General features: G+C 65.9%; 16 protein-coding genes. 10 read left to right on the top strand and 6 right to left on the bottom strand.

The features are described from left to right. The first annotated feature begins 94 nt into the window (after window positions 1-94). Window positions 95-562 (top strand): redox-sensitive transcriptional activator SoxR, encoded by a 468-nt coding sequence (gene soxR / locus ACA027_RS00700; protein ID WP_370680498.1) that lies wholly within the window; start codon window positions 95-97, stop codon window positions 560-562. Between the two features lie 69 nt (window positions 563-631). Here the strand turns inward: soxR and alkB are convergent, their stop codons facing one another. The 3 genes from alkB to ACA027_RS00685 form a co-directional block, all read right to left on the bottom strand. Beyond that, the gene (alkB, locus tag ACA027_RS00695; protein ID WP_370680497.1) at window positions 632-1,324 is read right to left on the bottom strand and encodes a DNA oxidative demethylase AlkB; all 693 of its coding nucleotides are present in this window, start codon (window positions 1,322-1,324) and stop codon (window positions 632-634) included. A gap of 11 nt (window positions 1,325-1,335) precedes the next feature. Next, entirely contained in the window at window positions 1,336-2,457 is a 1,122-nt protein-coding gene (locus ACA027_RS00690; RefSeq protein WP_370680496.1) for a histidinol-phosphate transaminase, read from the bottom strand. 70 nt (window positions 2,458-2,527) lie between these two features. After that, a complete protein-coding gene (locus ACA027_RS00685) occupies window positions 2,528-3,913 on the bottom strand; it encodes an FAD-binding oxidoreductase (RefSeq protein WP_370680495.1) in 1,386 nt (461 codons plus the stop codon). A 351-nt stretch (window positions 3,914-4,264) separates the two neighbouring features. Here ACA027_RS00685 and recQ point away from each other — a divergent pair, with 351 nt between their 5' ends. The 9 genes from recQ (at window position 4,265) to ACA027_RS00640 (ending at window position 18,425) form a co-directional block, all read left to right on the top strand. Beyond that, window positions 4,265-6,133: a DNA helicase RecQ gene (recQ, locus tag ACA027_RS00680; protein ID WP_370680494.1), complete on the top strand. Its 1,869-nt coding sequence runs from the start codon at window positions 4,265-4,267 to the stop codon at window positions 6,131-6,133. A gap of 132 nt (window positions 6,134-6,265) precedes the next feature. After that, entirely contained in the window at window positions 6,266-8,146 is a 1,881-nt protein-coding gene (locus ACA027_RS00675; RefSeq protein ID WP_370680493.1) for a methyl-accepting chemotaxis protein, read from the top strand. Window positions 8,147-8,206: 60 nt separating this feature from the next. Beyond that, window positions 8,207-9,868 (top strand): acyl-CoA dehydrogenase family protein, encoded by a 1,662-nt coding sequence (locus ACA027_RS00670; protein WP_370680492.1) that lies wholly within the window; start codon window positions 8,207-8,209, stop codon window positions 9,866-9,868. Between the two features lie 168 nt (window positions 9,869-10,036). Next, entirely contained in the window at window positions 10,037-10,558 is a 522-nt protein-coding gene (locus tag ACA027_RS00665; RefSeq protein ID WP_370682665.1) for a sigma-70 family RNA polymerase sigma factor, read from the top strand. A 2-nt stretch (window positions 10,559-10,560) separates the two neighbouring features. Beyond that, entirely contained in the window at window positions 10,561-11,559 is a 999-nt protein-coding gene (locus tag ACA027_RS00660; protein WP_370680491.1) for a FecR domain-containing protein, read from the top strand. Between the two features lie 141 nt (window positions 11,560-11,700). Continuing rightward, window positions 11,701-14,166, top strand: a complete 2,466-nt coding sequence (locus ACA027_RS00655) for a TonB-dependent siderophore receptor (protein ID WP_370680490.1) — start codon at window positions 11,701-11,703, stop codon at window positions 14,164-14,166. Between the two features lie 56 nt (window positions 14,167-14,222). Then, the gene (locus tag ACA027_RS00650; RefSeq protein WP_370680489.1) at window positions 14,223-14,735 is read left to right on the top strand and encodes a sigma-70 family RNA polymerase sigma factor; all 513 of its coding nucleotides are present in this window, start codon (window positions 14,223-14,225) and stop codon (window positions 14,733-14,735) included. A gap of 9 nt (window positions 14,736-14,744) precedes the next feature. Beyond that, the gene (locus ACA027_RS00645) at window positions 14,745-15,785 is read left to right on the top strand and encodes a FecR domain-containing protein (RefSeq protein ID WP_370680488.1); all 1,041 of its coding nucleotides are present in this window, start codon (window positions 14,745-14,747) and stop codon (window positions 15,783-15,785) included. Window positions 15,786-15,983: 198 nt separating this feature from the next. Then, on the top strand, window positions 15,984-18,425 hold the full coding sequence (locus ACA027_RS00640) for a TonB-dependent siderophore receptor (protein ID WP_370680487.1): 2,442 nt from the start codon (window positions 15,984-15,986) through the stop codon (window positions 18,423-18,425). 102 nt (window positions 18,426-18,527) lie between these two features. Here the strand turns inward: ACA027_RS00640 and ACA027_RS00635 are convergent, their stop codons facing one another. The 3 genes from ACA027_RS00635 to ACA027_RS00625 form a co-directional block, all read right to left on the bottom strand. Then, entirely contained in the window at window positions 18,528-19,622 is a 1,095-nt protein-coding gene (locus ACA027_RS00635) for a siderophore-interacting protein (protein ID WP_370680486.1), read from the bottom strand. Between the two features lie 44 nt (window positions 19,623-19,666). Further along, on the bottom strand, window positions 19,667-21,694 hold the full coding sequence (locus ACA027_RS00630) for a TonB-dependent receptor domain-containing protein (protein ID WP_370680485.1): 2,028 nt from the start codon (window positions 21,692-21,694) through the stop codon (window positions 19,667-19,669). Window positions 21,695-22,259: 565 nt separating this feature from the next. Continuing rightward, window positions 22,260-23,276: a helix-turn-helix domain-containing protein gene (locus ACA027_RS00625; RefSeq protein WP_370680484.1), complete on the bottom strand. Its 1,017-nt coding sequence runs from the start codon at window positions 23,274-23,276 to the stop codon at window positions 22,260-22,262. Window positions 23,277-23,283: the final 7 nt, after the last annotated feature.

Raw genomic sequence — 23,283 nt, 5'->3', positions numbered from 1 at the left:
GAAATCCTTGGCCACTGCAGCGCTGCTGCAAACCGATGCCTGGATTCTTCAAGTTCAAGTAAACTTTAAGTCAAACCCACAAAGGAATACCGCTATGAAAATTGAGGATGATCCTTTGATCGCCATTGGTGAAATCGCCCAGCGCAGCGGCGTCAAGGCTTCGGCCCTGCGCTTTTACGAGTCACTGGGTTTGATCGAGGCCGTGCGCAGCAGCAGCGGCCACCGGCGCTACCACCGCTCTTGTTTGCGGCGTATTGCCTTCATCGTCTTTGCCCAGCGCGTGGGCTTTACGCTGGAAGAAATCGCCGAGCAACTGTCCAGCCTGCCCAACCGCCATGTGCCCACGGGTGGCGACTGGCAGAAGATGTCGCGTCTATGGCAGGCGCGACTGGACGAGCGCATTGCCGAACTGCAGCGCCTGCGCCACGGCCTCAACCAGTGCATAGGCTGCGGCTGCCTGTCCATGAAGACCTGCATGTTTACCAACCCCGGTGACCTGTGTGCCCAAAACGGACCCGGGCCCAGGCGCTGGCTGGGCGATGCAATGCCTACGGCGGAGTGAGCGCTACAGCACCTGACGCACTGCCTTTGCGGGATGGGATGCAAGGCGCAACACCACAGCAATAGCCTGCTATTGCGCGGATTTGCAACGCGGCAGACCGCCCGCCAAGGCTGTGCGTGCCATGCGAAAGGTGAGATTCCAGCGCTGCGCCCCCAGCAGCGCATGCTGGCCGTCTTTCAGCGGCTGCACGCCGTGGTAGGCCATGCGTGTGGCCCCGCCCCAAACCAGCACATCGCCATGCAGCAGCGAGAGGCGGCGCACCGGGTGACTGCGTTCCAGCCCACCCCATAGAAACGTGCAGGGCAGGCCCAGCGAGACAGAAACGATGGGGGCCTGCCAGTCCATCTCGTCTGCATCGCGGTGCAGACCCATTCTGGCGCCCGGCTGGTACTGGTTGATCAGGCAGACATCGGGCGCATAGCCGGGGTAGCCCGCAGCCAGCGCTGCATCCACCGCCTGCTGCCGCAGAAAAACAGGCATGGCGGGCCATGGCAGGCCGGTGTCCGGGTTGGTGGGGCTGTAGCGGTAGCCTGCGCGGTCGGTCACCCAGCCCCAGGCACCGCAGTTGCTCATGCCCACCGACATGGGCCGGCCACCGGGCGTGAGGCTGCGGCGAAAAGGCTGGGCTGCCAGCACCTGCTGCACAGTGGCCAGCCATTGCGTTTGCGCGGCCAGCGCCCAACCACGCAACAGCCAGGCCCCGTCGTCGATAGCGATCCGCTCCACGGACTGGGGCGGGTCATCGAACAGCGAGGCCGTCATGATAGCTGCGCCTAGATAGGCCGGCCCAGCACCGAGGCCAGGGCCAGGGCAAAGCGCTTGTTGTCTTCCGCCAGGCCCACGGACACGCGCAAAAACTGGCTGAAGCCAGGCTCCTTCCAGGGTTTGGTGATGATGCCCTGGGCCAGCAGGCCTTCGGCCACCACGGCCGCATCCTGGCCCAGGTCCATGAACAGAAAATTGGTGGCCGACGACGCCACCCGCAGCCCGGCCGCGCGCAGGCGCTGAGCCAGGGCATCGCGCTCGGTCACGGTGGCCTGCACGCTGCGGCGCATAAAGGCCTCGTCCTTGAGGGCGGCCAGGGCGGCAATCTGTGCCGCCTGGTTCACATTGAAGGGCGTGCGCACCCGGTCCAGCAGGGCGATGGTGGCGGCGTCACCCGCCACGCCATAGCCCACGCGCAAACCGGCCAGGCCCCAGGCCTTGGAGAAGGTGCGCAACACTACCCAGGGCTTGCCACAGCCTTGCAGCAGGGCCAGGGTGTCGGGGTAGCCTGGGGTGTGCTGGGCGTATTCCACATAGGCCTCGTCCACCACCAGCAAGGTGTCGGGCGATGCAGCCTGCAACAGCTGGGCAAACTGCTCCGCCGTCCACATGCAGCCCACGGGGTTGGAGGGGTTGGAAATGAAAGCCAGCTTGGGCGCGCGTTGCAGGGCCGCGCACCAGGCGGCCAGGTCAAACTCCAGGTCTGCCGTCAACGCCACCAGTTCCACGGTGGCGCCCATCATGCGTGGGTAGATTTCGTGCAGGCCAAAGGAGGGGCGCTGGGTCAGCACCACATCGCCATGGCCGGTAAAGGCCTGGCACAGCATCTGGATGATGTCTTCCGAGCCATTGCCCAGCACCAGTTGCTCAGGCTGCACGCCATGGCGCACGGCCAGCACCTCGCGCAGCGCGCTGCAGCTGGCGTCCGGGTAGTAGGGGATCTGGCGTGCCAGATCCCCCATGGCAGCCACCACACGCGGACTGCATCCATAGGGATTTTCATTGCTGCCCAGTCGGGCAATATGGGCCACGCCATAGCGGGCACGCACGGCGTCGGAGGACAGGCCGGCGTTATAGGCGGGCAGGGCAGGCACTTCGGCGCGTGCCAGGGCGGCGGAATTCACGGTCATGGCCAAAAATCTGGGCGCCCCGGGCGAACCCGGGGCATTGCTTGTCAAAAAGAAAAGAAAGAGCGGCGGGTCAGTCGAAGACCTTGCCCGGGTTCATCAGCCCCAGTGGGTCCAGCGCGGCCTTGATGGCGCGCATGGCGGCCAGCTCCTGCGGCGTGCGGCTGGCATGCAGAAACGGCTTTTTGTGCAGGCCTATGCCGTGCTCGGCCGAGACACTGCCGCGGAATTCGCCCACCAGGCGGTAAAGCTCGGCCTCCACCGCTTCACATTCGCTATTCACCGTGGCGCCATCGGTGGAGACATGCAGATTGCCGTCACCCACATGGCCGAAGAACAGGCTGTGGTGGCCGGGCCAGCGCACATCGAAGGCGGCCTGCACCGCATCGGCAAAACGACCGATGTCGGCCTGGGGCAGGCTGACGTCGAAGTTGATGGGCGGGTGCATCTGGGTGTTCAGCTCGGCCGGGGCCTCACGCAGCTTCCACAGCGTTTTGGCCTGGGCCTGGGACTGGGCGATGACGGCATCCACCACCTCGCCCGCTTCCATGGCTTCGCCCAGGGCTTCCTCCACGGCTGCGCGCAGGCTGGCTTCGTCCTTGCCATCCACATCGATCAGCGCCAGCAGCGGATGGCTTTGCGCAAAAGGCGGCTGCAGCTTTTGCCAGCGGATGGAGGCCTGGACAAAGCTGTCCCACATCAGCTCGAAAGCGGCCACGCTGTTGCCGAAGTGGCGCTGCATGCGCTGCAAAACGGCCAGGGCAGCGTCGAAGTCCGGCATGGCCACCAGAGCCGTGGCCTTGGCCTGCGGTGCGGGGCGCAGGCGCAGCAGCACGCGGGTGATGACACCCAGCGTGCCTTCGGCGCCGATGAAGAATTGCTTGAGGTCGTAGCCGGTGTTGTTCTTCAGCATGGGGCGCAACATGGGCAACAGCGTGCCGTCGGCCAGCACCACTTCCAGGCCCAGCACCTGCTCGCGCATCATGCCGTGCTGCAGCACGCCGTTGCCGCCGGCATTGGTGGAGACATTGCCACCAATCTGGCAGCTGCCGCGCGCGCCCAGGTCCACACCAAACACCATGCCGGCGGCCACGGCGGCCTCTTGCACGGACTGCAGCGTGGCGCCGGCCTGCACCGTCATCAGCGCGGTGCGGGGGGTGATGTCCTCTATGGCCTGCATGCGCTCCAGCGACAGGGCCACACAGCCCGGCGTGGGCACGGCAGCACCGGCCAGGCCCGTCAACCCACCCTGGGGCACCACGGGGATGCGGTGCGCATGACACAGGCGCAGCAGGCTGACCACCGCCTCGGTGCTGCGGGGGCGCACCAGGGCCAGCGGCGCCACAGGGGGCTGACCGCTCCAGTCGGTGTGAAAGCGCGCCTCCACCTGGGAGCCGATGTGCACGCAATCCGCACCCAGTTGCTGTACCAGGGCGGAAAGAAAGGAGTCGTGGGACATGAAAGAAAAACCTTTTTCAAACGGCACACAGCCCCCGGAATGGTGCGGGAGCTATGGGAGAGTGCCTCTACATATTGTCACGCCATGCGCGGCAGGCTGCCTGCATCGGGGCCATTCCGTGGCTGCCCATCAGGCAGGCGGGCGTGCACGGAATGCGCGGGCTGGGCGCTGCTGCCTTGCACTCAGGCATTGCCCCTGCGGATGGGCTGTGGCCTTGGTCGGCGCACAATAGCGGCAGCAGCGCAGCCCTGCTGCCCTGCTGCCCTCGCCTGCTCCGGCCCCGCACTTGAGTGCTTTATCGCGTTCTCAAGCAAGCACCACGCTCTAAGCGCTCACTTTTTCGAGTTTCCCTTGTCCGCTGCCCTGTCCGTTCTCCACGACGTTTTTGGCTACCAGTCCTTTCGCGGCCCCCAGGCAGCCATCGTCGACCATGTCATTGGAGGGGGCGATGCCCTGGTGCTGATGCCCACCGGCGGTGGCAAAAGCCTGTGCTACCAGGTGCCGGCCATTGTGCGCCAGCGTGCGGGTCAAGGCGTGGCCGTGGTGGTGTCGCCGCTGATTGCACTGATGCACGACCAGGTGGGTGCGCTGCATGAGGCCGGCGTGGATGCGGCCTTTCTCAATTCATCGCTGAGCTATGACGAGGCCCAGCAGGTGGAGTGGCAGCTGCAAAGCGGCCAGCTGACGCTGCTGTATGTGGCGCCCGAGCGCCTGGTGACCCCGCGCTTTCTGGGCCTGCTGGACGATTTGCATGCCCAGGGCCAGTTGAGCCTTTTTGCCATCGACGAGGCCCACTGCGTGAGCCAGTGGGGCCACGACTTTCGCCCCGAATACCGGGCACTGTCGGTGCTGCACGAGCGCTATGCCGGCGTGCCGCGCATTGCCCTCACCGCCACGGCCGACAGCCTGACACATGCCGACATCGTGGAGCGCCTGCACCTGGAGCAGGCACAGCAGTTCGTCAGCAGCTTTGACCGGCCCAATATCCGCTACACCATCGTCGAGAAAAAAGACGTCACCAACCAGCTGCTGCGCTTCATACAGAACGAGCATACGGACGAGGCCGGCGTGGTGTATTGCCAGTCGCGCCGGCGTGTGGAGGAAATTGCCCAGACCCTGCAACAGGCCGGCATCAACGCCCTGCCCTACCACGCGGGCTTTCCTTCGGAAGTGCGCCAACAGCACCAGGACCGCTTTCTGCGCGAAGACGGCATTGTGATGGTGGCCACCATCGCCTTTGGCATGGGCATAGACAAGCCCGATGTGCGCTTTGTGGCCCATGTGGACATGCCCAAGAACATCGAGGGCTACTACCAGGAAACCGGCCGCGCCGGCCGCGATGGCCTGCCCGCCCATGCCTGGATGGCCTATGGCCTGTCCGACGTGGTCAACCAGCGCCGCATGATCGACGAAGGCAATGCCGAAGAGCCGTTCAAGGTGGTGCTGCGCGGCAAGCTGGATGCCCTGCTGTCGCTGGCCGAGGCCACGGACTGCCGGCGGGTGCGTTTGCTGCAGTATTTTGGCGAGGCCTCCCATGCCTGCGGCAACTGCGACAACTGCCTGCAGCCACCCACCGTGTGGGATGGCACGGATGCGGCGCGCAAGCTGCTGTCCACCATTTACCGCGTGCACGAGATGAGCCAACTCACTTTTGGCGCCGGCCACATCATGGACGTGCTGCGTGGCAAGGACACCGACAAGGTGCGCCAGTTTTTGCACGACAAAATCTCCACCTTCGGCATTGGCAAGGAGTACAGCGAGCCCCAGCTGCGCGGCGTGATGCGCCAGCTGCTGGCCACGGGCGCTTTGGGCCTGCACAAGGTGACCAGCGAGAACAGCGGCCATGTCTTCGACACCCTGTGCCTGACCCCAGGCTCGCGCGCCGTGCTGCGCGGCGATCTGAGCGTGCACCTGCGCGCTACCACCGCTGCCCCACGCAGCCGCAACAGCAAGCGCGGCACCCAACCCAATGCGGCAGCGGCCAATCTGGGGCCGGATGCACAGGCCCGCTTCATCAACCTCAAGGCCTGGCGCTCCGAGGTGGCCAAATCGCACAATCTGCCGGCCTATGTGATCTTCCAGGACGCCACGCTAGCAGCCATTGCCGAGCAATGCCCGCAATCGCTGGAGGCCCTGGGCCATATCAGCGGCATTGGCAGCAAAAAACTCGATGCCTATGGCAGCGAGGTGCTGCGCGTCATCGCTGCCCACGCGGGCTGAACACACCACCCTGGCCATCCACACACTGTGGGTTGGCGGTGACAGCGGAGTGCCGCCCATCAAGCCAGCCTGCACCTACGCAAGGCCGGCTCCTACACTGTTTTTCTGTGGAATCAACAGCAGGGTAGGGTCATGCAGCCAAGCATCAAAAAACTTTTCACCTTTGCACTGGCCACGGTGGCCCTGGTGCTGGCCTTGGGTGGGTTCTGCATCTTTCAGCTCTCCCAGGCCTCACTCCACCTGACCGAGGCGCAGGCCGCGCGCTACAACTCCTATCTGCTGGCCGATGAAATGCGCCAGAGCTCGGACGATCTGACCCGGCTGGCCCGCACCTATGTGGTCACCGGTGACCCGCGCTGGGAGCAGCAATACCAGGAGATTCTGGACATACGCAACGGCGCCAAGCCCCGGCCCAAACAGTACGAGAAGATTTACTGGGATTTCCGGGCCGCCGACATCGACCCTGGCAAAGGCTTCGATCAAGCGGCCGCACTGAACGATCTGATGAAAAAAGCAGGCTTCACCGAGCAAGAGTTTCACCTGCTCAAACAGGCGGAAGACCAATCCAATGCCCTGGTCAAGCTGGAGACTGCGGCCATGTTCATGGTAAAAGGCCTGTACGACGATGGCACGGGCAAGTTCACCGTCAAGCGCGAGCCCAATCTGGAAGAGGCCCGCAAGATGGTGCACGGCCTCGAATACCACGCCATCAAGGCCAAGATCATGAAGCCGGTGGACGAGTTTCTGACCGCCCTGGACCAGCGCACCTCCGGTGCCGTGGCAGCGGCCGAGGCCGAGAAAGGCCTGTGGTTTGTGGCCCTGGGCACGATGGCGACCCTGATGGTGGTCATCATGGCGGCCATCCTCTGGTATATGTACCGGCAGATCACCACCTCGCTGGCCACGGCCGGCGGCGCTGCCGATCGGATGGCCCATGGCGATCTGTCGCAGCAGATCGAAGTCAGAGGGCTGGCCGAGGTGGCTCTCGTACTGTCCTCGCTCTCGGCCATGCGCGACAGCCTGACCGGCGTGGTCTACACCGTGCGCCAGAACGCGGAAAGCGTGGCCACCGCCAGCGCCGAGATTGCCCAGGGCAACAACGACCTGAGCGCACGCACCGAACAGCAGGCCAGTGCGCTGGAAGAGACGGCGGCCTCAATGGAAGAACTCAGCTCCACCGTGCGCCAGAACGCCGAGAACGCCCAGCAGGCCAACCAGCTGGCATGCAGCGCCTCCAACGTGGCGGTGGAAGGCGGTGATGTGGTGAACCGCGTGGTCGAGACCATGAAGGGCATACAGAGCAGCTCACAGCGCATTGCCGACATCATTGGCGTGATCGACTCCATTGCCTTTCAAACCAATATCCTGGCGCTGAATGCCGCCGTGGAAGCCGCACGTGCCGGCGAGCAGGGCCGGGGCTTTGCCGTGGTGGCTACCGAGGTGCGTACCCTGGCCGGGCGCAGTGCCGATGCGGCCAAGCAAATCAAGCAGCTCATCGACGCCAGCGTGCAGCAGGTGGACCAGGGCACGCAGCTGGTGGACCAGGCTGGCACCACCATGACCGAGGTGGTCAGCGCCATCCGCCGCGTGACCGACATCATGGGTGAGATCAGCGCCGCCAGCAGCGAGCAAAGCCAGGGCGTGGCCCAGGTGGGCGAGGCCGTCACACAGATGGACCACACCACGCAGCAGAACGCGGCCCTGGTGGAGGAGTCCGCCGCTGCGGCCTCCAATCTGCAATCCCAGGCCGAAAAATTGGTCCAGGCCGTGGCCGTGTTCCAGCTGGACAACCGCGCTGCTGCCAGCATGCACAGCCCCCAGGGTAATGCCTCACATGCGCCGTCCTTTGCTGGTGGCAGCCGCCCGGCCAATGCACCCCGCACCGCCCCCCAGTCTGCGGCGGCACGCCCCAGCAGCCCTCCCCGCCAGCTGCAAAAATCGACGGCCAGCGCCGCAGCGCCAGCCCCGGCGCCTGCCACCGCAGGCTCCGACGCCGACTGGGAAACCTTCTAATCCAGGCCGTCATATTCCATCCGCCATACTGATCGACTCCAGCAGTTGAGAGGTATGGCCATGACTTCTTTCGACACGCACCAGGTGCTCAACCAGGTTGACGAGCCCTGCCAGCAGGCATTGCTGCACAACGACGCGGCCCTGCTCCATGCCCTGCTCCACAGCCACGCAGCCTGGGCCCAGCCCTCTCTGCACGACTACGCCCAGCACGTCACCGCGCCCTCGACCTGGCAATGGGCGCAACAGGCCAACGCCCACATGCCCAAGCTGCAAAGCTTTGATGCACGCGGGCGGCGCATAGACACCGTGCACTACCACCCCTGCTGGCATGCGCTGCTGACGCTGTACCGCGAGCAAGGCCTGGTCGGCCTGCCCTATGAAAGCAGCCGCCCTGGCCGCTGGAGCGCCTGGGCTGCAGGTTTTTACCTGCACGGCCAGGTGGAGCAAGGCTCGCTGTGCCCACCCACCATGACCACCGCTGCCATTGGCGTGTTGCGCCGGGAAGCGCTGTGGCCCCAGGTCAAAGCCGGCCTGCTGTCCCACCAGTTCGATGCCCAGGACCGCCCCTGGCCCGAAAAACAAGCGCTGTGGGTGGGCATGGGCATGGCGGAAAAACAAGGCGGCTCAGACGTACACGCCAGCACCACGCTGGCCACACCCGATGGCGCCGGCGGCCGTGGCCAGGCCTACCGCCTCACTGGACACAAATGGTTTTTTTCCGCCCCCATGAGCGATGCCCACCTGGTGGTGGCGCGGACCCCGGATACCGACCCTGCCTGCTTCTGGGTCCCGCGCTGGCAACCCGATGGCACGCGCAACGCCGTACGGATACAGCAGCTCAAGGAAAAAGTGGGCAACCGCAGCAATGCCAGCAGCGAGGTGGAATTCCATGGTGCCTATGGCCTGCTGCTGGGCGAGCCCGGCCAGGGCATTCCCACCATCATCGAGATGGCCACCACCACCCGGCTGTGCTGCGTGCTGGGCAGCAGCGCGGTGTTGCGCCAGTCTCTGGTCCAGGCCCTGCACTACGCCCGGCACCGCCATGTGTTTGGCAAACCCCTGGCACAACAGCCGCTGGCGCGCGCGGTGCTGGCGGATCTGGCACTGGAAAGCGAAGCCGCCACCACATTGGCCATGCACCTGGCTGCCGCCTTTGAGGCCTGCGAGGGCATGGCCCCTGCACCTGCCGAACGCGCCTGGAAGCACTTGATGACACCGGCCGCCAAATTCTGGGTATGCAAGCGCGCGATTGAGGTGACCGGCGAGGCCATGGAGGTGCTGGGCGGCAACGGCTATGTGGAGCCTGCCGTGGTGGCCAGGCTGTTCCGCGACGCGCCGGTCAACAGCATCTGGGAAGGCTCCGGCAACATCATGTGCCTGGACCTGTTGCGCGCCATGGCGCGCGAGCCGGAATGCACCCAGGCGCTGCTGGCCGACCTGATCGATGCCGCAGGTGACGACGCCGCACTGCGCGCCGCCATACAGAACCTGCAGGCCTTGCTGCAACGCCCCGCCGACGAGCAGGAGCTGCTGGCCCGCCGCATCGCGCAGCAACTGGTGCTGCTGGCCCAGGCCTGTCTGCTGCGCCGCCATGCACCGGCGGCCGTGGCCGATGCCTTTATCGCCACCCGCGTCGTGCAGGCCGATGCCCGCGTGCTGGGCGCCATCGATGTCCGAGCGCTGGATACGGCGGCCCTGCTGGAGCGCGCACTGCCGGCCTGAGCGCAGCACCGCCAACTGCAGTTGCGCAGCAGGGTCAAACTGACCGCTTTGGCTTTCTACATCAGCGATGAATGCTCCTGCTTCAAGAGCAAGCCACGACCCGATGTGCAGAAATGAAATACTGCATATAGAATGAGAAAAGTTCTCATTCGCAGTCATTTGTATTCCATGCCCGCCGGCTCCCCTCCTCGCAGCCAGACCTCGGCCGATCCGGTACAGGTCTTGTACACCGCCCACCACGGCTGGTTGCTGGGGCTGCTGCGCCGCCGCCTGAACTGCCCCCATGGCGCGGCCGACCTGGCACACGACACCTTTGTGCGCGTGCTGCAAAGGCCCGAGGTCGTGCCCGATCTGCGCGAGCCACGCGCCTACCTCACCACCATCGCCCGGGGTCTGCTGCATGACCACTGGCGCCGCCGTTCTCTCGAGCAGGTCTGGCTGGACACGCTGGCCGCCCTGCCCGAGGACATGGTGCCCAGCCCCGAAGAGACCCAGTCCCTGCGGGAAACCCTGCAGCAGCTCGACGATATGCTGGGCCGCCTGGCGCCCAAGGCCAGAGAGGCCTTTGTGCTCTCGCAGCTGCAAGGCCTGGGCTATGCACAGATTGCCACTCAACTGAACGTGAGCGAACGCACCGTCAAACGCTATATGGCCCAGGGTTTCGAGCTGTGTCTGACGCTGATGGATTGAACATGCACAGCCCCACACTGGACCCCGCCGTCATTCGCCAGGCCGCGCAGTGGCTGGTGCGTCTGCACGCAGGCCCCGTAACTGCACAAGACCATGCGGCCTGTGCCCGCTGGCGTGCGGCCCACCCCGCCCATGAACAGGCCTGGCAAAAAGCCGAGCGCCTGGCACACCAATTTGGCACTGTGCCACCCGCACTGGGCGTGCCCGTGCTGACGCGCAAAACTCCCGTCGTGCAGCGCCGCGCCCTGTTCCAAACCCTGGCCGTGTTGGGCGTGGTCGCACCCACGGCCTGGATGGGATGGCGGCACGCCCCCTGGCAAAGCTGGGCCGCCGACTACGCCACAGCCACGGGCGAACGCCGCCATCTGGATCTGCCCGATGGCAGCCGACTTGCACTCAACACCGCCAGTGCCGTCGACCTGGACTGGAGCCCCAGGCAACGCCTAGTGCGCCTGCACCGCGGCGAAATTCTGGTGCAGACCGCGCCCGACCCGCTGCAGCGGCCGTTTCTGGTCGTCACACCCCAGGGCCAGCTGCGCGCCCTGGGCACCCGGTTTACCGTGCGCCTGCACGGTGCGGCGAAAGACGGCAGCGCCAGCACCGCGCTGCAGGTGCTGGAGCACCGCGTCGAGGTCACGCCAGCCGCAGGCTCGGCGCCACCGCAGATCGTGTCTGCGGGCCAGGGCCTGCGCTTCACGGCCAGCACATTCGGCCCGCTGCAGCCCAGCCCCGACGAGGCCAGTCTGGCGGCCGGCGAGCCCGGTTGGGCCCAGGGCGTGCTCTATGCCGACGGCATGCGGCTGGACGACTTCCTGGCCGAGCTGGCACGCTACCGCCCCGGCGCGCTGCGCTGCGCCCCTGAAGTGGCCGGGCTGCGCATCTCGGGCGCCTACCAGCTGGCCGATACCGACCAGGTGCTGCGCATGCTGGCCGCCACCTTACCGGTCGCGCTGATCCAGCGCACGCGCTGGTGGGTCATGGTTGGCCCCTTGCAGGCATGAGGCCGGTGTCGCTGCGCCAGCGCTGATTTATTTTTGCGCCATATTTTTTGAGCCATCTGGCACTTTGCCCGTCCCTGGTTCGGCAAGAGAGGGATGGCCTGGTTCACAGGCCGCTTTTTCACCGACTGCCCTGACCACCGCATGACTGCATCTTCCACCTCCGCCTCCCCCGCATTGCATCCCATAGCCCAGGCCTCCCTGGCCTGCCTGCTGGCCTTGGCGGCCGGCGCCAGCAGCTACACCCCATCTGCCCGGGCCCAGCAGCCCGCAGCGGCCACGGCACGCAGCTACCATATCGCCCCTGGCCCGCTGGGCCCGGCCCTGTCGGCCTTTGCCGGCCAATCCGGTGTGTCGCTGTCCTTCACGCCGGAACAAACCCAGGCGCTACGCACCAGCGGCCTGCAAGGTAAGTTCAACGTAGAGCAAGGCTTTGCCCAGTTGTTGGCCGGCACCGGCCTGCGGGCCGTGGCGGCATCCGGCGGCGGCTACATGCTGCAGACCGCGCCCGCCGTGCGCTCTGCCTCCCCATCGTCCACCTCGCCCGCCTTGCAGGAAGTGACAGTGCAGGCCCAGGCTGAACGCAGCGACGGCAGCACCGAAGGCACGGGCCGCTACACCGCCGCCGGCCCCAGCGCTGCAGCCACCGGCCTGGCACTGACGCTGCGCGAGACACCACAGTCCGTCACGGTGTTCACCCGCCAGCGCATGGAAGACTTCAAGCTGCAGACCTTGACCGAGGTGATGGAGCAGACCCCGGGCCTGACGGTGAGCCGCCAGAGCCAATGGGCCACCTTCAACGTGCGCGGCACCACCGCCAACCTGCAGGTGGACGGCTCGCGCCAACTCTCCAGTGGCTGGGGTTTCAACACCCACACGCTCTACAGCGCGGACGACCTGGCTGACATCGACCGTGTCGAGGTGCTCAAGGGCTCTTCGGGCCTCATGAATGGCGACGGCAACTATGGCGCCACCATCAACCTGATCCGCAAGCGCCCCACCAAGGATTTCCAGGCCCATGTGGAAGCCAGCACCGGCAGCTGGGACAGCTACCGCGCCGATGCCGACATTGCCGGCCCGCTGAATGCCGAAGGCAGTCTGCGCGGGCGCCTGGTGGTGTCAGAAAAACGTGCTCACAACTTCCGCGACTTCGAGCGCTCCAGCGGCAGATTGCTGTATGGCACGCTGGAGTACGAGCTGACACCCGACACCCTGGTCAGCGCAGGCCTCACCTACCGCGAGCGCACGCTGCGCGGCTCCAGTGCCACCACGCCCATACAGGCCTATTCCGGCTCCGGTGCCTTCGTGGGCTGGATGCCGCGCTCCTACAACAACGGCGCACGCTGGGCCGGCTACGACCAAAAAGGCATCAATCTGTTCTCCCGCGTGGAACACAACTTTGGCCGAGGCTGGAAAGCCAAGCTGCAGCTGGTGCATGAAGAAATCGAGGTGCCCGACCAGTTGCTGGGCTATATGAACAACGCCATCCCCGGCTTGGTGAACTATGGCCGTTATCAGGACAACACCACGCGCAACCAAAGCCTGCAGCTGGATGTGCAAGGGCCGTTCACGCTGTTCGGCCGCGAGCATGACCTGCTGCTGGGTGCCGGCGCCTCCAAGAGCCGCATCAAGCTGCTGCGTGGCGATGGCGGCAACACCACGCTGGGTGCCCTCGGCCTGGACTATGCACAAGGCGGCGGCATGCTGGCCAGGCCCGATATGGACGGCCTGAACTACTCCAACGATCTGTTCAGCCGCAAGCGCAACTACGTCTATGCCGCAGGCCGCTTCAACCTGGCCGATCCGCTCAAGCTCATCGTCGGCGCGCGCGCCACCAACTACGACCAGAAAGACGTCTCCGATGTCAGCTGGTACAACTACAAGCTGCGCGAGCGCGGTGTGGTCACACCTTATGCGGGTGTGGTGGTGGATGTGGCCCGCGATATATCGCTCTATGCCAGCTACGCCAGCATCTTCCAGGCCCAAAGCGCCAAGGACGCCAACGAACGCAGCCTGCCGCCGGAAGAAGGCAAAACCTACGAGCTGGGCGCCAAGGGCGAGTTCTTTGACAAGCGCCTGAACGCCAGCGCAGCCTACTTCTGGATGAAGACCGACAACACGGCCGAAACCGTGGGCCAGACACCCAATGGCGAAACCATTTCGCGCGCGGTCAGCGGAGCCTCCCGGCGCGGCTGGGAGCTGGAGCTGTCGGGCGAGCTGGCTCGCGGCTGGCAAGCCCAGGGCGGCGTGGTGATGAACAGCAGCACGCTGAACACCGCCAGCACCACACCCAAATACCAGTTCAAGCTGGGCACCACCTACCAGTTCCGGGACTCGGCCCTGCAAGGCCTGACCGTGGGCGCCGCCACGCGCTGGCAAAGCGCCATCTCCGCCAGCCGGGGCACGGCCACTTTGCGCCAGGATGCCTACTGGCTGCTGGACCTGATGGCCCGCTACCAGATCGATCGCCACTGGAGCGTGGCCGCCAATGTGAACAACGCCTTCGACAAGCGCTATTTCTCCGGCGTGACCAACTTCAATGCCCAGGGCCTGTTCTACACCTGGGGCGCACCACGCAGCCTGAACGTCAGCGCCCGCTACGACTTCTAGCCCCCCGGGGGTACATGACATATAGAATGCGATTCGTTCGCATTTGCAACCACACCATGTCCGCCCCCTCTTCTGCCCACGCCCAAGCCACCCAGGCCCTGTATCTGCAGCACCACAGCTGGCTGGTGGCCAGGCTGCGCCGCAAGATCGGTTGCGCCTGGGATGCGGCCGATCTGGCGCAAAACACTTTTTTGCGACTGCTGACCGCGCGCGGGCCGGCGCTGGACCAACTGGCCGAGCCCCGCGCCTACCTCACCACGATTGCACAGCGCCTGCTGGCCAACCATCTGCGCCGCCGCCAGATCGAACGCGCCTATCTGGATGCGCTGGCCCTGCAGCCCGAGCCCGTGGCCCCACCTCCCGATGTGCGCCTGATGGTGTTGGAGACCCTGGTGGCCATAGACCGCCTGCTGGACGGCCTGCCCGTGGTGGCGCGCAAGGCTTTTTTGCTGTGGCGGTTGGAAGAGATGACGCAAGAGCAGATCGCGGCGCAGCTGGGCATCTCGCGTACCTCGGTGCGCCGGCATTTGGCAGCGGCAGCCGAGCAATGCTTCTTCGGCATGGAATAAAGCACCACCATGTTCGATGCAAGCACTGTGGATGCTGCGAATGCCGGCGCACCGGCAAGTACGGCGCCTATCCCGCCCACCGTGGCACGTGCGGCGGTGCACTGGCTGCTGGAGCTGGGAGAGGCAGCAACTGGACCTGCAGCCCAACGTACTCGCCAGCAGTGGCAAGCCTGGCTGGCGGCCGATCCGCTGCACGCCCGCGCCTGGCAGCGCATTGCCGAAGTGGATGCCCAGCTGCGCGACCTGCCCACGCCGGTGGCGCTGCAGACGCTGGCAGCCCCCAGCATGGGCCGCCGCCATGCCGTGCGCCTGGCCGTGCTGCTGTCTGCCGGTGCCGGCGGCCTGCTGGCTGCACAGCACAGCGGCCTGGGCCAACAAGCCTGGCAGCAGCTGGCCGCCGACTGGTCCACGGCCACCGGGCAGCGGCGCGAGGCCGTGCTGGCCGATGGCACGCGGGTGCTGCTCAACACCGCCAGCGCCATGGATGTGCACTACACGGCCACGGAGCGCCTGATCGTGCTGCGCGCAGGCGAGATCCTGGTGCAAAGTGCCCCTGACCACCAGCCGGATGCGGCCACCGGCGCACCCCGCCCCTTGCACGTGCGCACGGCAGAAGGCCTGGTGCGCGCCATAGGCACGCGTTTTACCGTGCACCAGCAGGAGGGCCGCACGGCCGTGGCCGTGCTCCAGGGCGCGGTGGAGCTACGGCCCGCCCAGCACCCGCAACGCGGCCTGCGGCTGGAGGCTGGTGAACAAAGCCATTTCACGGCCCAGGAGGTGGGCCAGGCCCAGCCCCTGCAGGAAACCGGCGCCGCCTGGAGCGAGGGCATGCTGGTGGCCGACGACATGCCCCTGGCCGAGTTTCTGGCCGAGCTGTCCCGCCACCGCAGCGGCGTGCTGCGCTGCGCGCCCGATGCGGCGCAGCTGCGCGTTTCCGGCTCCTACCCCCTGGCTGATACCGACCGCGTGCTGGCCGCGCTCACACGCTCGTTGCCGGTGGACATCCACACCCGTACCCGCTGGTGGGTGACGGTGGTGCGGCGCGACTGAGTCCGATCCAACGCTTTCAAATTCATAGCTATCGGTGCTTTATCCATGAGCGCCACAGACCTTTTCCCTGTCAATCGACAAAAAGCCCGGCCATTTGCGCCGCCCTGCGTGTCAAGCCAAACAGACACACCGCTGCGATCTGCGCGGTGCGCCACCCGCAACGCCATTGAGGCCACGACACGCCGAGGGAACCACCGCATGAGCCGCCACTTTTTCACCACCGGAGCTGCCGCACGCAGCACCGCCTTTGCTGCGCAGCTGCTGTGCGCCAGCCTGGCCCTGTATGCCTGCACTGCACAGGCACAGCCGGCCCCGACCACATCGGTTGCCGAAGCCCGCAGCTACGCCATTCCCGCAGGCCCGCTGGCGGGTGCACTCAACCGGCTGGGGCGTGAATCCGGGGTGTTGATCACCTTCTCGCCCGCACTCACCGCAGGCGAGCGCACCCAGGGACTGAATGGCCACTACACCGTGCCGCAGGCACTGGCAGCCCTGCTGGCCGGCACCGAGCTGGAGGCCCAGCCCGATGCCAGCGGCAGCTATGCGCTACGCCGCCTTGCCACCGTGCGCCCCACGTCTGCAGCGGGCGCCGCAGCAGCCACCCTGGCCGAGGTGCAGGTAACCGCCGAAGCCACACGCAGCACCACCACCGAAGGCACGGGCAGCTACACCACGCGCAGCACTGCAGCGGCCACGGGGTTGACTCTGTCGCTGCGCGAGACACCACAGTCGGTCAGCGTGCTCACCCGCCAGCAAATGGACGACCAGAACCTCATCACGCTGGGTGAAGCGGTCAAGCACATCACGGGCATCAGCACCGTGAGCTCCGACAGCGACCGGACCGACCTCAATGCGCGCGGCTTCTATATCGATACCTACCAATACGACGGTATGCCGACCATGGCGAGCAACGACTTCTTCGGCACCTCCATGTTCGATCCCACGCTGTACGACCGCCTGGAAGTCGTGCGTGGCGCGACGGGGCTGATGACCGGTGCAGGCAGTCCGGGTGCCTCGGTCAACCTGGTGCGCAAACGCGCCAGCAGCAAGGAGTTCACCGGCTCGGCGTCGCTGGGCATCGGTTCATGGAACCACCACCGCGGCGCCGTAGACCTGTCGACCCCGTTGACCGAGGACGGGCGTGTCCGGGCCCGGATCGCGGCCATGGCCGAGGAGCGTGATTCGCACCTTGACCGCTATCACAGCCGAAACCAGGCGCTGCTGGCCACCGTGGAGGCCGACCTGACTCCTGCCACTACCGTGCGCATCGGCTGGGAGCACCAGACCAAACGCCCCCGCAGCGTGACCTGGGGCGGGCTGCCCATGGTCTATACGGACGGCACGGCCAGCCACTGGCACCGGTCCTTCAGCATCGGTGCCGACTGGACCTTCTGGAACACCACCAACGACACCGTGTATGCCGGCTTGGAGCACCGCTTTGACAACGGCTGGTCCCTCAATGCCAATATCAGCCGGCTGGAAAGCGATTACCAGTCCAAGCTCTTCTATCTGTTGGGCCAGCCCGACCGCGTCACCGGCGTGGGCGTGACCCCCTACGTCAACTACTCCCGTCAGGAGTTCAACCAGAACAGCGGCAATGTGCAGGCCACGGGGCCGTTTGATCTGCTGGGCCGCCGCCACGAGGCCGTAGTGGGGCTGGCCAGCAGCCAGTCGCGCTACACCTATGGCAACTTTGCCTCCACGACCGCAGCCTTGGGCAGCATCTTCGACTGGGACGGCTCCTACCCCGAGCCCGTATGGGGCGACTTCCGTGCGCTGGGCAACGACCGCACCCGCCAGAATGCTCTGTATGGCGCCGCGCGCCTGTCCGTGACCGATGCACTGAAGCTGATCGTCGGCGGCCGGCAGACCCGCTGGGAAGCGAAGAGCCTGACGGCCACGCGCCAGCACGACGTGTTCACACCCTATGCCGGCGTGATCTATGACCTGGATCCCACCTATTCGGTCTATGCCAGCTACACCGACATCTTCCAGCCCCAGAACTACCAGGACACCCGCGGCGCCTACCTGGACCCGGTGATAGGCAAGAGCTACGAGGCAGGCATCAAGGCCGCCTACCTGGATGGCCGCCTCAACGCATCGTTCGCCGTGTTCCGCATCAACCAGGACAACGTGGCCGTGCTGGATGACAACGCCCTGGTCAGCGGTACGGCCAACCAGGCCTACCGCGGCGAAAAAGGGGTGCGCAGCAAGGGCTTCGAGGCCGAGCTGTCAGGCGAGCTGGCCAAGGGCTGGCAGATCTCGACCGGTTTTGCACGCACCCTGGCGCAGGACGCTGCCGGCGCACGCCTGCAGCCCCAGCGGCCGCGCAACCTGGCCCATGTGTTCACCTCCTACCGCCTTCCAGGCGCGTGGAACCAGCTGACCATCGGTGCCGGCCTGCAATGGCGCGGTGGCACCTATGCCACATCCACCACCTCCACAGGCATTCAGGCACGGCGTGATCAGGGGTCGGTGGTGCAGGCCGACCTGATGCTGGGCTATGCCTTCACGCCCCAGCTCAGCGGCCAGCTCAATGTCAGCAACCTGTTCGACAAGCACTACTACGACTTTGCCGGCTCCCAGATTTACTACGGCGCACCACGCAAAGCCATGCTGACCCTGAAATACCACTTCTGAAGCGCAGCTGCGATCCCAGCGCTACGGCGCGGGGATCGCATACAGCAAGGGCTGCCCGCTGTGAGAATGCCGCCCCCTTTCCAGGAGGCGGCACAAAGCGCCTCAGGCAGCGCGCTTGAACTCCGCCTCGCTCATCCCCTGGCGCCAGTACGCCACGACCAGTTGCTCGTTCTTGGCCAGGCCGCATGCATCGCGCGCCCATTGGCGTATGGACTGGGCGGCCTCGAACTCGCCTGCGGCCCAGACAAAGCGGCTGTGACCTTCGCCCTGGGCAGGCCAAGTTACGCTGCGCAGAGCGGGCAGCAGCAGCGAGCCGGCCCTGGCCTGGCCGCGGTGCAGCCAGTGCCATTGCAGGCCCGCAGGGGCTGCAACGACTTGCTCGTCGCGCCCGTCGTGGACTTCCGCGAAGACATGGCCGCAGACATGGGCCGGCAGGCTGGCGGCCACACGCAGCATGGCGGGCAGACCGGTGTCGTCGGCAGCCAGCAGCATCCAGTCGGCAGGCGTGGCCGTGCGCCCGCCAGGGCCGCTCATGCCCACCAACTGCCCGGGCTGGGCATTGGTGGCCCATGCCGATCCCGGGCCGGCATCCGCGTGCAGCACAAAGTCCACCTCCAGCCAGCCCGCAGCGCCATCAATGGCCCGTATGGTGTAGGTGCGCATGTCCAGGCGCTTGTCGCCCTGGGGCAGCTTGAGCATGCCGCTGGCCGACAGCGTGGGCCATTCGGGGGCCTGCTCGCCCTGCTGGGGAAACAGCAGCTTGCAGTGGATGTTGGCGTCCTGGGCATAGCGCGCCAGGTCGTCACAGCCAAAGCGCACGCGCCGCATATGCGGGGTCAGGTCCCGCACCTGCAGCACCGTGAGCAGCCTGAAGGCCGGCGGGCGTTGCAGGGCCGCACCATCGCCCTCCCATGCCAGGGAGTTATCGGCGCCCCCCGTGGCCTCCAGGATCAGGTGGGCCAGCATGAGCTTCATGTCCTGCAGACCCTCCATGCTGGGGGCCTTGGCAATCGCATGCACACCGTCCGCTTCGTGCCACAGAATGCCTTGGCCCTGCCCGTAGTCCACCAGCCAGAGCTCGCCCTCCTGGCGCACGGCCAGGTCATGCTCCTGCATATGCTCGACGATCAGCGCCAGGGCCTGCCCGGCGCTTTCCTGCAGCACCGAGGTCTGGGCTTTCAGCCATGTCGTTTCCATTCTTTCTCCATAACTTGGGATGAACTTAGAGCGTGTTCACACTCTCAGAAGCTGGCGTTGACGCCCACCCACAGGCGTCGACCTTCATCCGCCATCCAGTTGCCGCTCAGGCCGGTGTTGCGTTCACGCAGATCCACCGGCACCTTGCGGTCGGTCAGATTGAGCAGGGCAAAGCGCAGCGACACATCCTTGACCAGCTGGTAGCTGCCGCCCAAGTCCAGCGTGGCCGAGCTGCCGCGCTCGCGCACGCCGCGCGCGCCGTTGCGGAAGGCGGCATAAGAGGCCTTGCCCATGAAGTTCAGGCGCGCAAAGCTGTTCAAACGCTCCGTGGTCTGCCAGTCCAGCTGGGCGTTGAGCATGTGCTTGGGCGTTTTCTCCAGCGGCTTGCCATCCAGTGAGGAACCGTCAAACGCCGTCTCCGTGCCACCCTTGCGGCGCGACTGGGTGTAGGTGTAGTTGGCATTCAGGCTCAAGGCCTTGGCCAGCGGCAGCTGCAGGCCCATTTCCAGACCGCGTATACGCACCTTGTCCACGTTGTCGTAGACATAGAGGTGGTTGGCGGAAGTAGGGTTCATGGGGTCGGGCTTGCCGGTGTCAAAGCTCACGACCTTGTTCTTGAAGTTGGTGTTGAACAGCGTGGCCGTGAAGCGGCTGGCCGGCGCCCATTCATAGCCCAAGCCCAGCTCCTGGGTGGTGCTGGTTTCGGGCTTGAGGTCGGGGTTGCCGCACAGCGGGCCGCGAAAGCCCGAGTTCCCACCTGTGCTCATGCAATAGCCGGCCGTGCTCTGGCGTATGGAAGGGGCCTTGAAGCCCGTGGTCACGCCGCCGCGCAGCGTGAGCGCATCGCTGGCGTGGTAGACGCCATACAGGCGCGGCGACCAGTGACGGCCATGGCGCTCGTCATCATCCATGCGCACGCCACCGGTGAGGGTCAGGCGTTCGGTCAGCAGCCAGTCGTCTTCCAGGAACAATGCATAGTTGTTCAGGGAGACGCTGTTGACGTTGACCGGGTAGCCGCCCACCGTGGCCTCGTTGCGAATGCCATCCAGGGCCACGCGCTGGTACTGGCCGCCCAGGCGCAGCAGGTGGTTGGCCACGGGCAGGGTCAGATTGCCGTCCAAGGTGGTGTTGGTCACTTCACGCTGGCTGTAGTTCTGGGCCTGGGGCCAGCTCTCGTTCTTGCCCACTTCGCGGTACAGCGCCAGCTTGCTCTGACCAAAGCTCCAGCGCCCGTTGTGGGTGATGCCGTAATGCTCGCGCGTGTGGCGCGTCTTGCTCCAGTCCTGGCTGGGCAGGATGGAGCGGCCCGGTGTGGTTTCGGTGGTGGTGTCTTCGGTACCCACGTCGAACACGATTTCCTGGCGGCTGTCGGGCCGCGCCGTGAGCTTGGCGCCCAGGCTGCGGTTGTCGCGGCCAAAGGCGCTGTCGGCCGCCGGGTAATGGTTGCCGGCCTCGCTGCGGTTTTCGGTCTTGCCCCAGACCTGCAGGCCCAGCACATCGCTTTGAATGGGGCCACCCAGCCAGAACTCGCCGCCGCGCGTGTTGCCATAGTCATGGTCGCCCTGCAGGGTCATGGAGCCGGCCACGCTGCCGCTCCAGCGTGCCGGCACTTTCTTGGTGATGATGTTGATCACACCACCCATGGCATCGGCACCATAGAGCGAGGACATGGGGCCGCGCACCACCTCGATGCGCTCGATGGCCGACAGCGGCGGCAGCAGATTGGCCTGCACGCCCGTGGTGCCACGGTTCATGGTCTCGCGCGTGTTCTGGCGCTGGCCGTCGATGAGAATCAGCGTGTATTCGCCGGGCAGGCCGCGGATCATGATGTCCGTGGTGTTGGGTCCGTCCCCGACCACGGCCACGCCTTCCACATGGCGCACAGCATCGGCCACCGACTGGTAATTGCCCTTTTGCAGGTCTTCCTGGGTGAGCACGCTGATCGAGGCCGGCGCATCCTTGATGCGCTGCTGAACCCCGCTGGCCGTGACCACCACGGCCTCCAGCTGGGCATCCGCCTCCGACGACGCCTGCTGACCCCAGGCCGCTGTCGCGGCACTCGCCAAGGTCATCACCCCTACCTTCAGGCCCCAGGCAGCTGCCGCCGCCGTTTTTTTCTTTGTTTGCATAGCTGTTCCACGCGCTGTTGCATGACCCCACTCCGGGCCATGGATGCGCCGGACCCCAACGGCCCGGCATGACAGCCGTCGATTCCAGCACCGCCCTCCCACCCCGTGGTTTGCGCCAGCCGCGCAGATGTTTGCGCCACAATCGAAAACGATTTTCATTTGCGTTTTCAGCAAAGTCCAAGCAAGCACACCCTCTGCTCCATCGAGCAGACATGCCGCGCCCACTCAACTCTCCACGCCCTCATCACCTGCCACCATCTCCACGGCGTCTAAACCCGCACGCCCCCAGCCTGGGACAGCGAGCAAGGGCCGCCTCCCTGCAACGTGGATGCTGTCTTTTCCACAAAGGCAGTGCCCACCGGGATAGCCTCAACAGGGCAAAGAGCCAATCCATAGCTCGCAGCATTCCAAACTGGCAGAGCCCATCTCAGAGGCATCCAGCAAGGGCCGCCCCGCAGCGAAGATGCCGTCCCCCCCCTTGGGGGAAGGCGCAAAGCGCCTCAGGGGGTTAAATTTTCCCCCGCACCCACTTCGGCGATATGCCATAGCGCCGTTTGAAGGCCGTGGAGAAATTGGCCGCGCTGGTATAGCCGGCCGCATGGGCAACCTCGGACACGCTGCGCCCGGTCTGCTCCAGCTGGGCCCAGGCGCGTTCCAGGCGCTGATCGCGGCGGTACTCGTCCATGCTGCTGCCAAACACCTGGCGAAACTGGCGTTGCAGCGCGCTGGGGCTAAGGCCGATGTCCCGCGCAATATCGGCCAGGGGCCGAAAGCACTCGGTCTCGCTGTCCAACACCGCCTTGAGCCGCATCAGGCGCTGGTGCTCGCGCAGGCCCAGCACTGGCGGGGCGCTCTGTGCTTTCAGGGCCTGACCGCTTTCCACCAGCGACTGCAAGGCCTCATGCACCAGCTCCAGCGCACGGCTGAGCAGCAGCACCGGCGCCTTGCCTTCACGTGCCAGCTGGATGATTTGCTCGGCCACGGCCACGGCACGCACCGAAGGCTGCCATGGGCGGATGACCAACTGCTGGTGTTGACGCCAGTGGCGCAGCAATGGCAGGGCGGCCCCATCCAGGGTCTGGGCCTCCAGCCAGCAGGGCTCCACGCTCAGGCTGAGCTTGCGCTCGTATTTGCCACGCTGCCAGCGGCGCACAAAGGCATCGCCGGGACGTGAGTGCACCACGGCTCCGCAGGCCCCGGTCTGGGGCCCTGCCAGCGGGTCGACCTGCATCTGCAGGCGCTGCCCGCCAAAGGCCACGTCCACCCGTCCTTCCAGCAGCACCACCAGATGCAGGCCGGGTTCGGCCGGTACGCTGGAGCGCAGCGTACACAAATCGCTGGCCTCCACCCCATGCAACCACAGACCGCGCTGCAGTTGCAGGGCCTGCACATGGCCTGCCATCAACACCTGTTGCGCCTGGACCTCGGCATCGAGAAAACTGAGGTCCGGCGCGCCAAAGTCGCATGCGCGCAAAGTGCCCAGCCCCATCCAGCGCGGCGGGCGGCAAGCCAAGAGAGAAGCCATGCCCTGC

Origin of the sequence: Comamonas sp. GB3 AK4-5 (assembly GCF_041320665.1) — a bacterium.
Lineage (GTDB): Bacteria > Pseudomonadota > Gammaproteobacteria > Burkholderiales > Burkholderiaceae_C > Comamonas.
The sequence above is the reverse complement of the archived record's forward strand: the minus strand, read 5'-3'. Positions and strand labels throughout refer to the sequence as shown.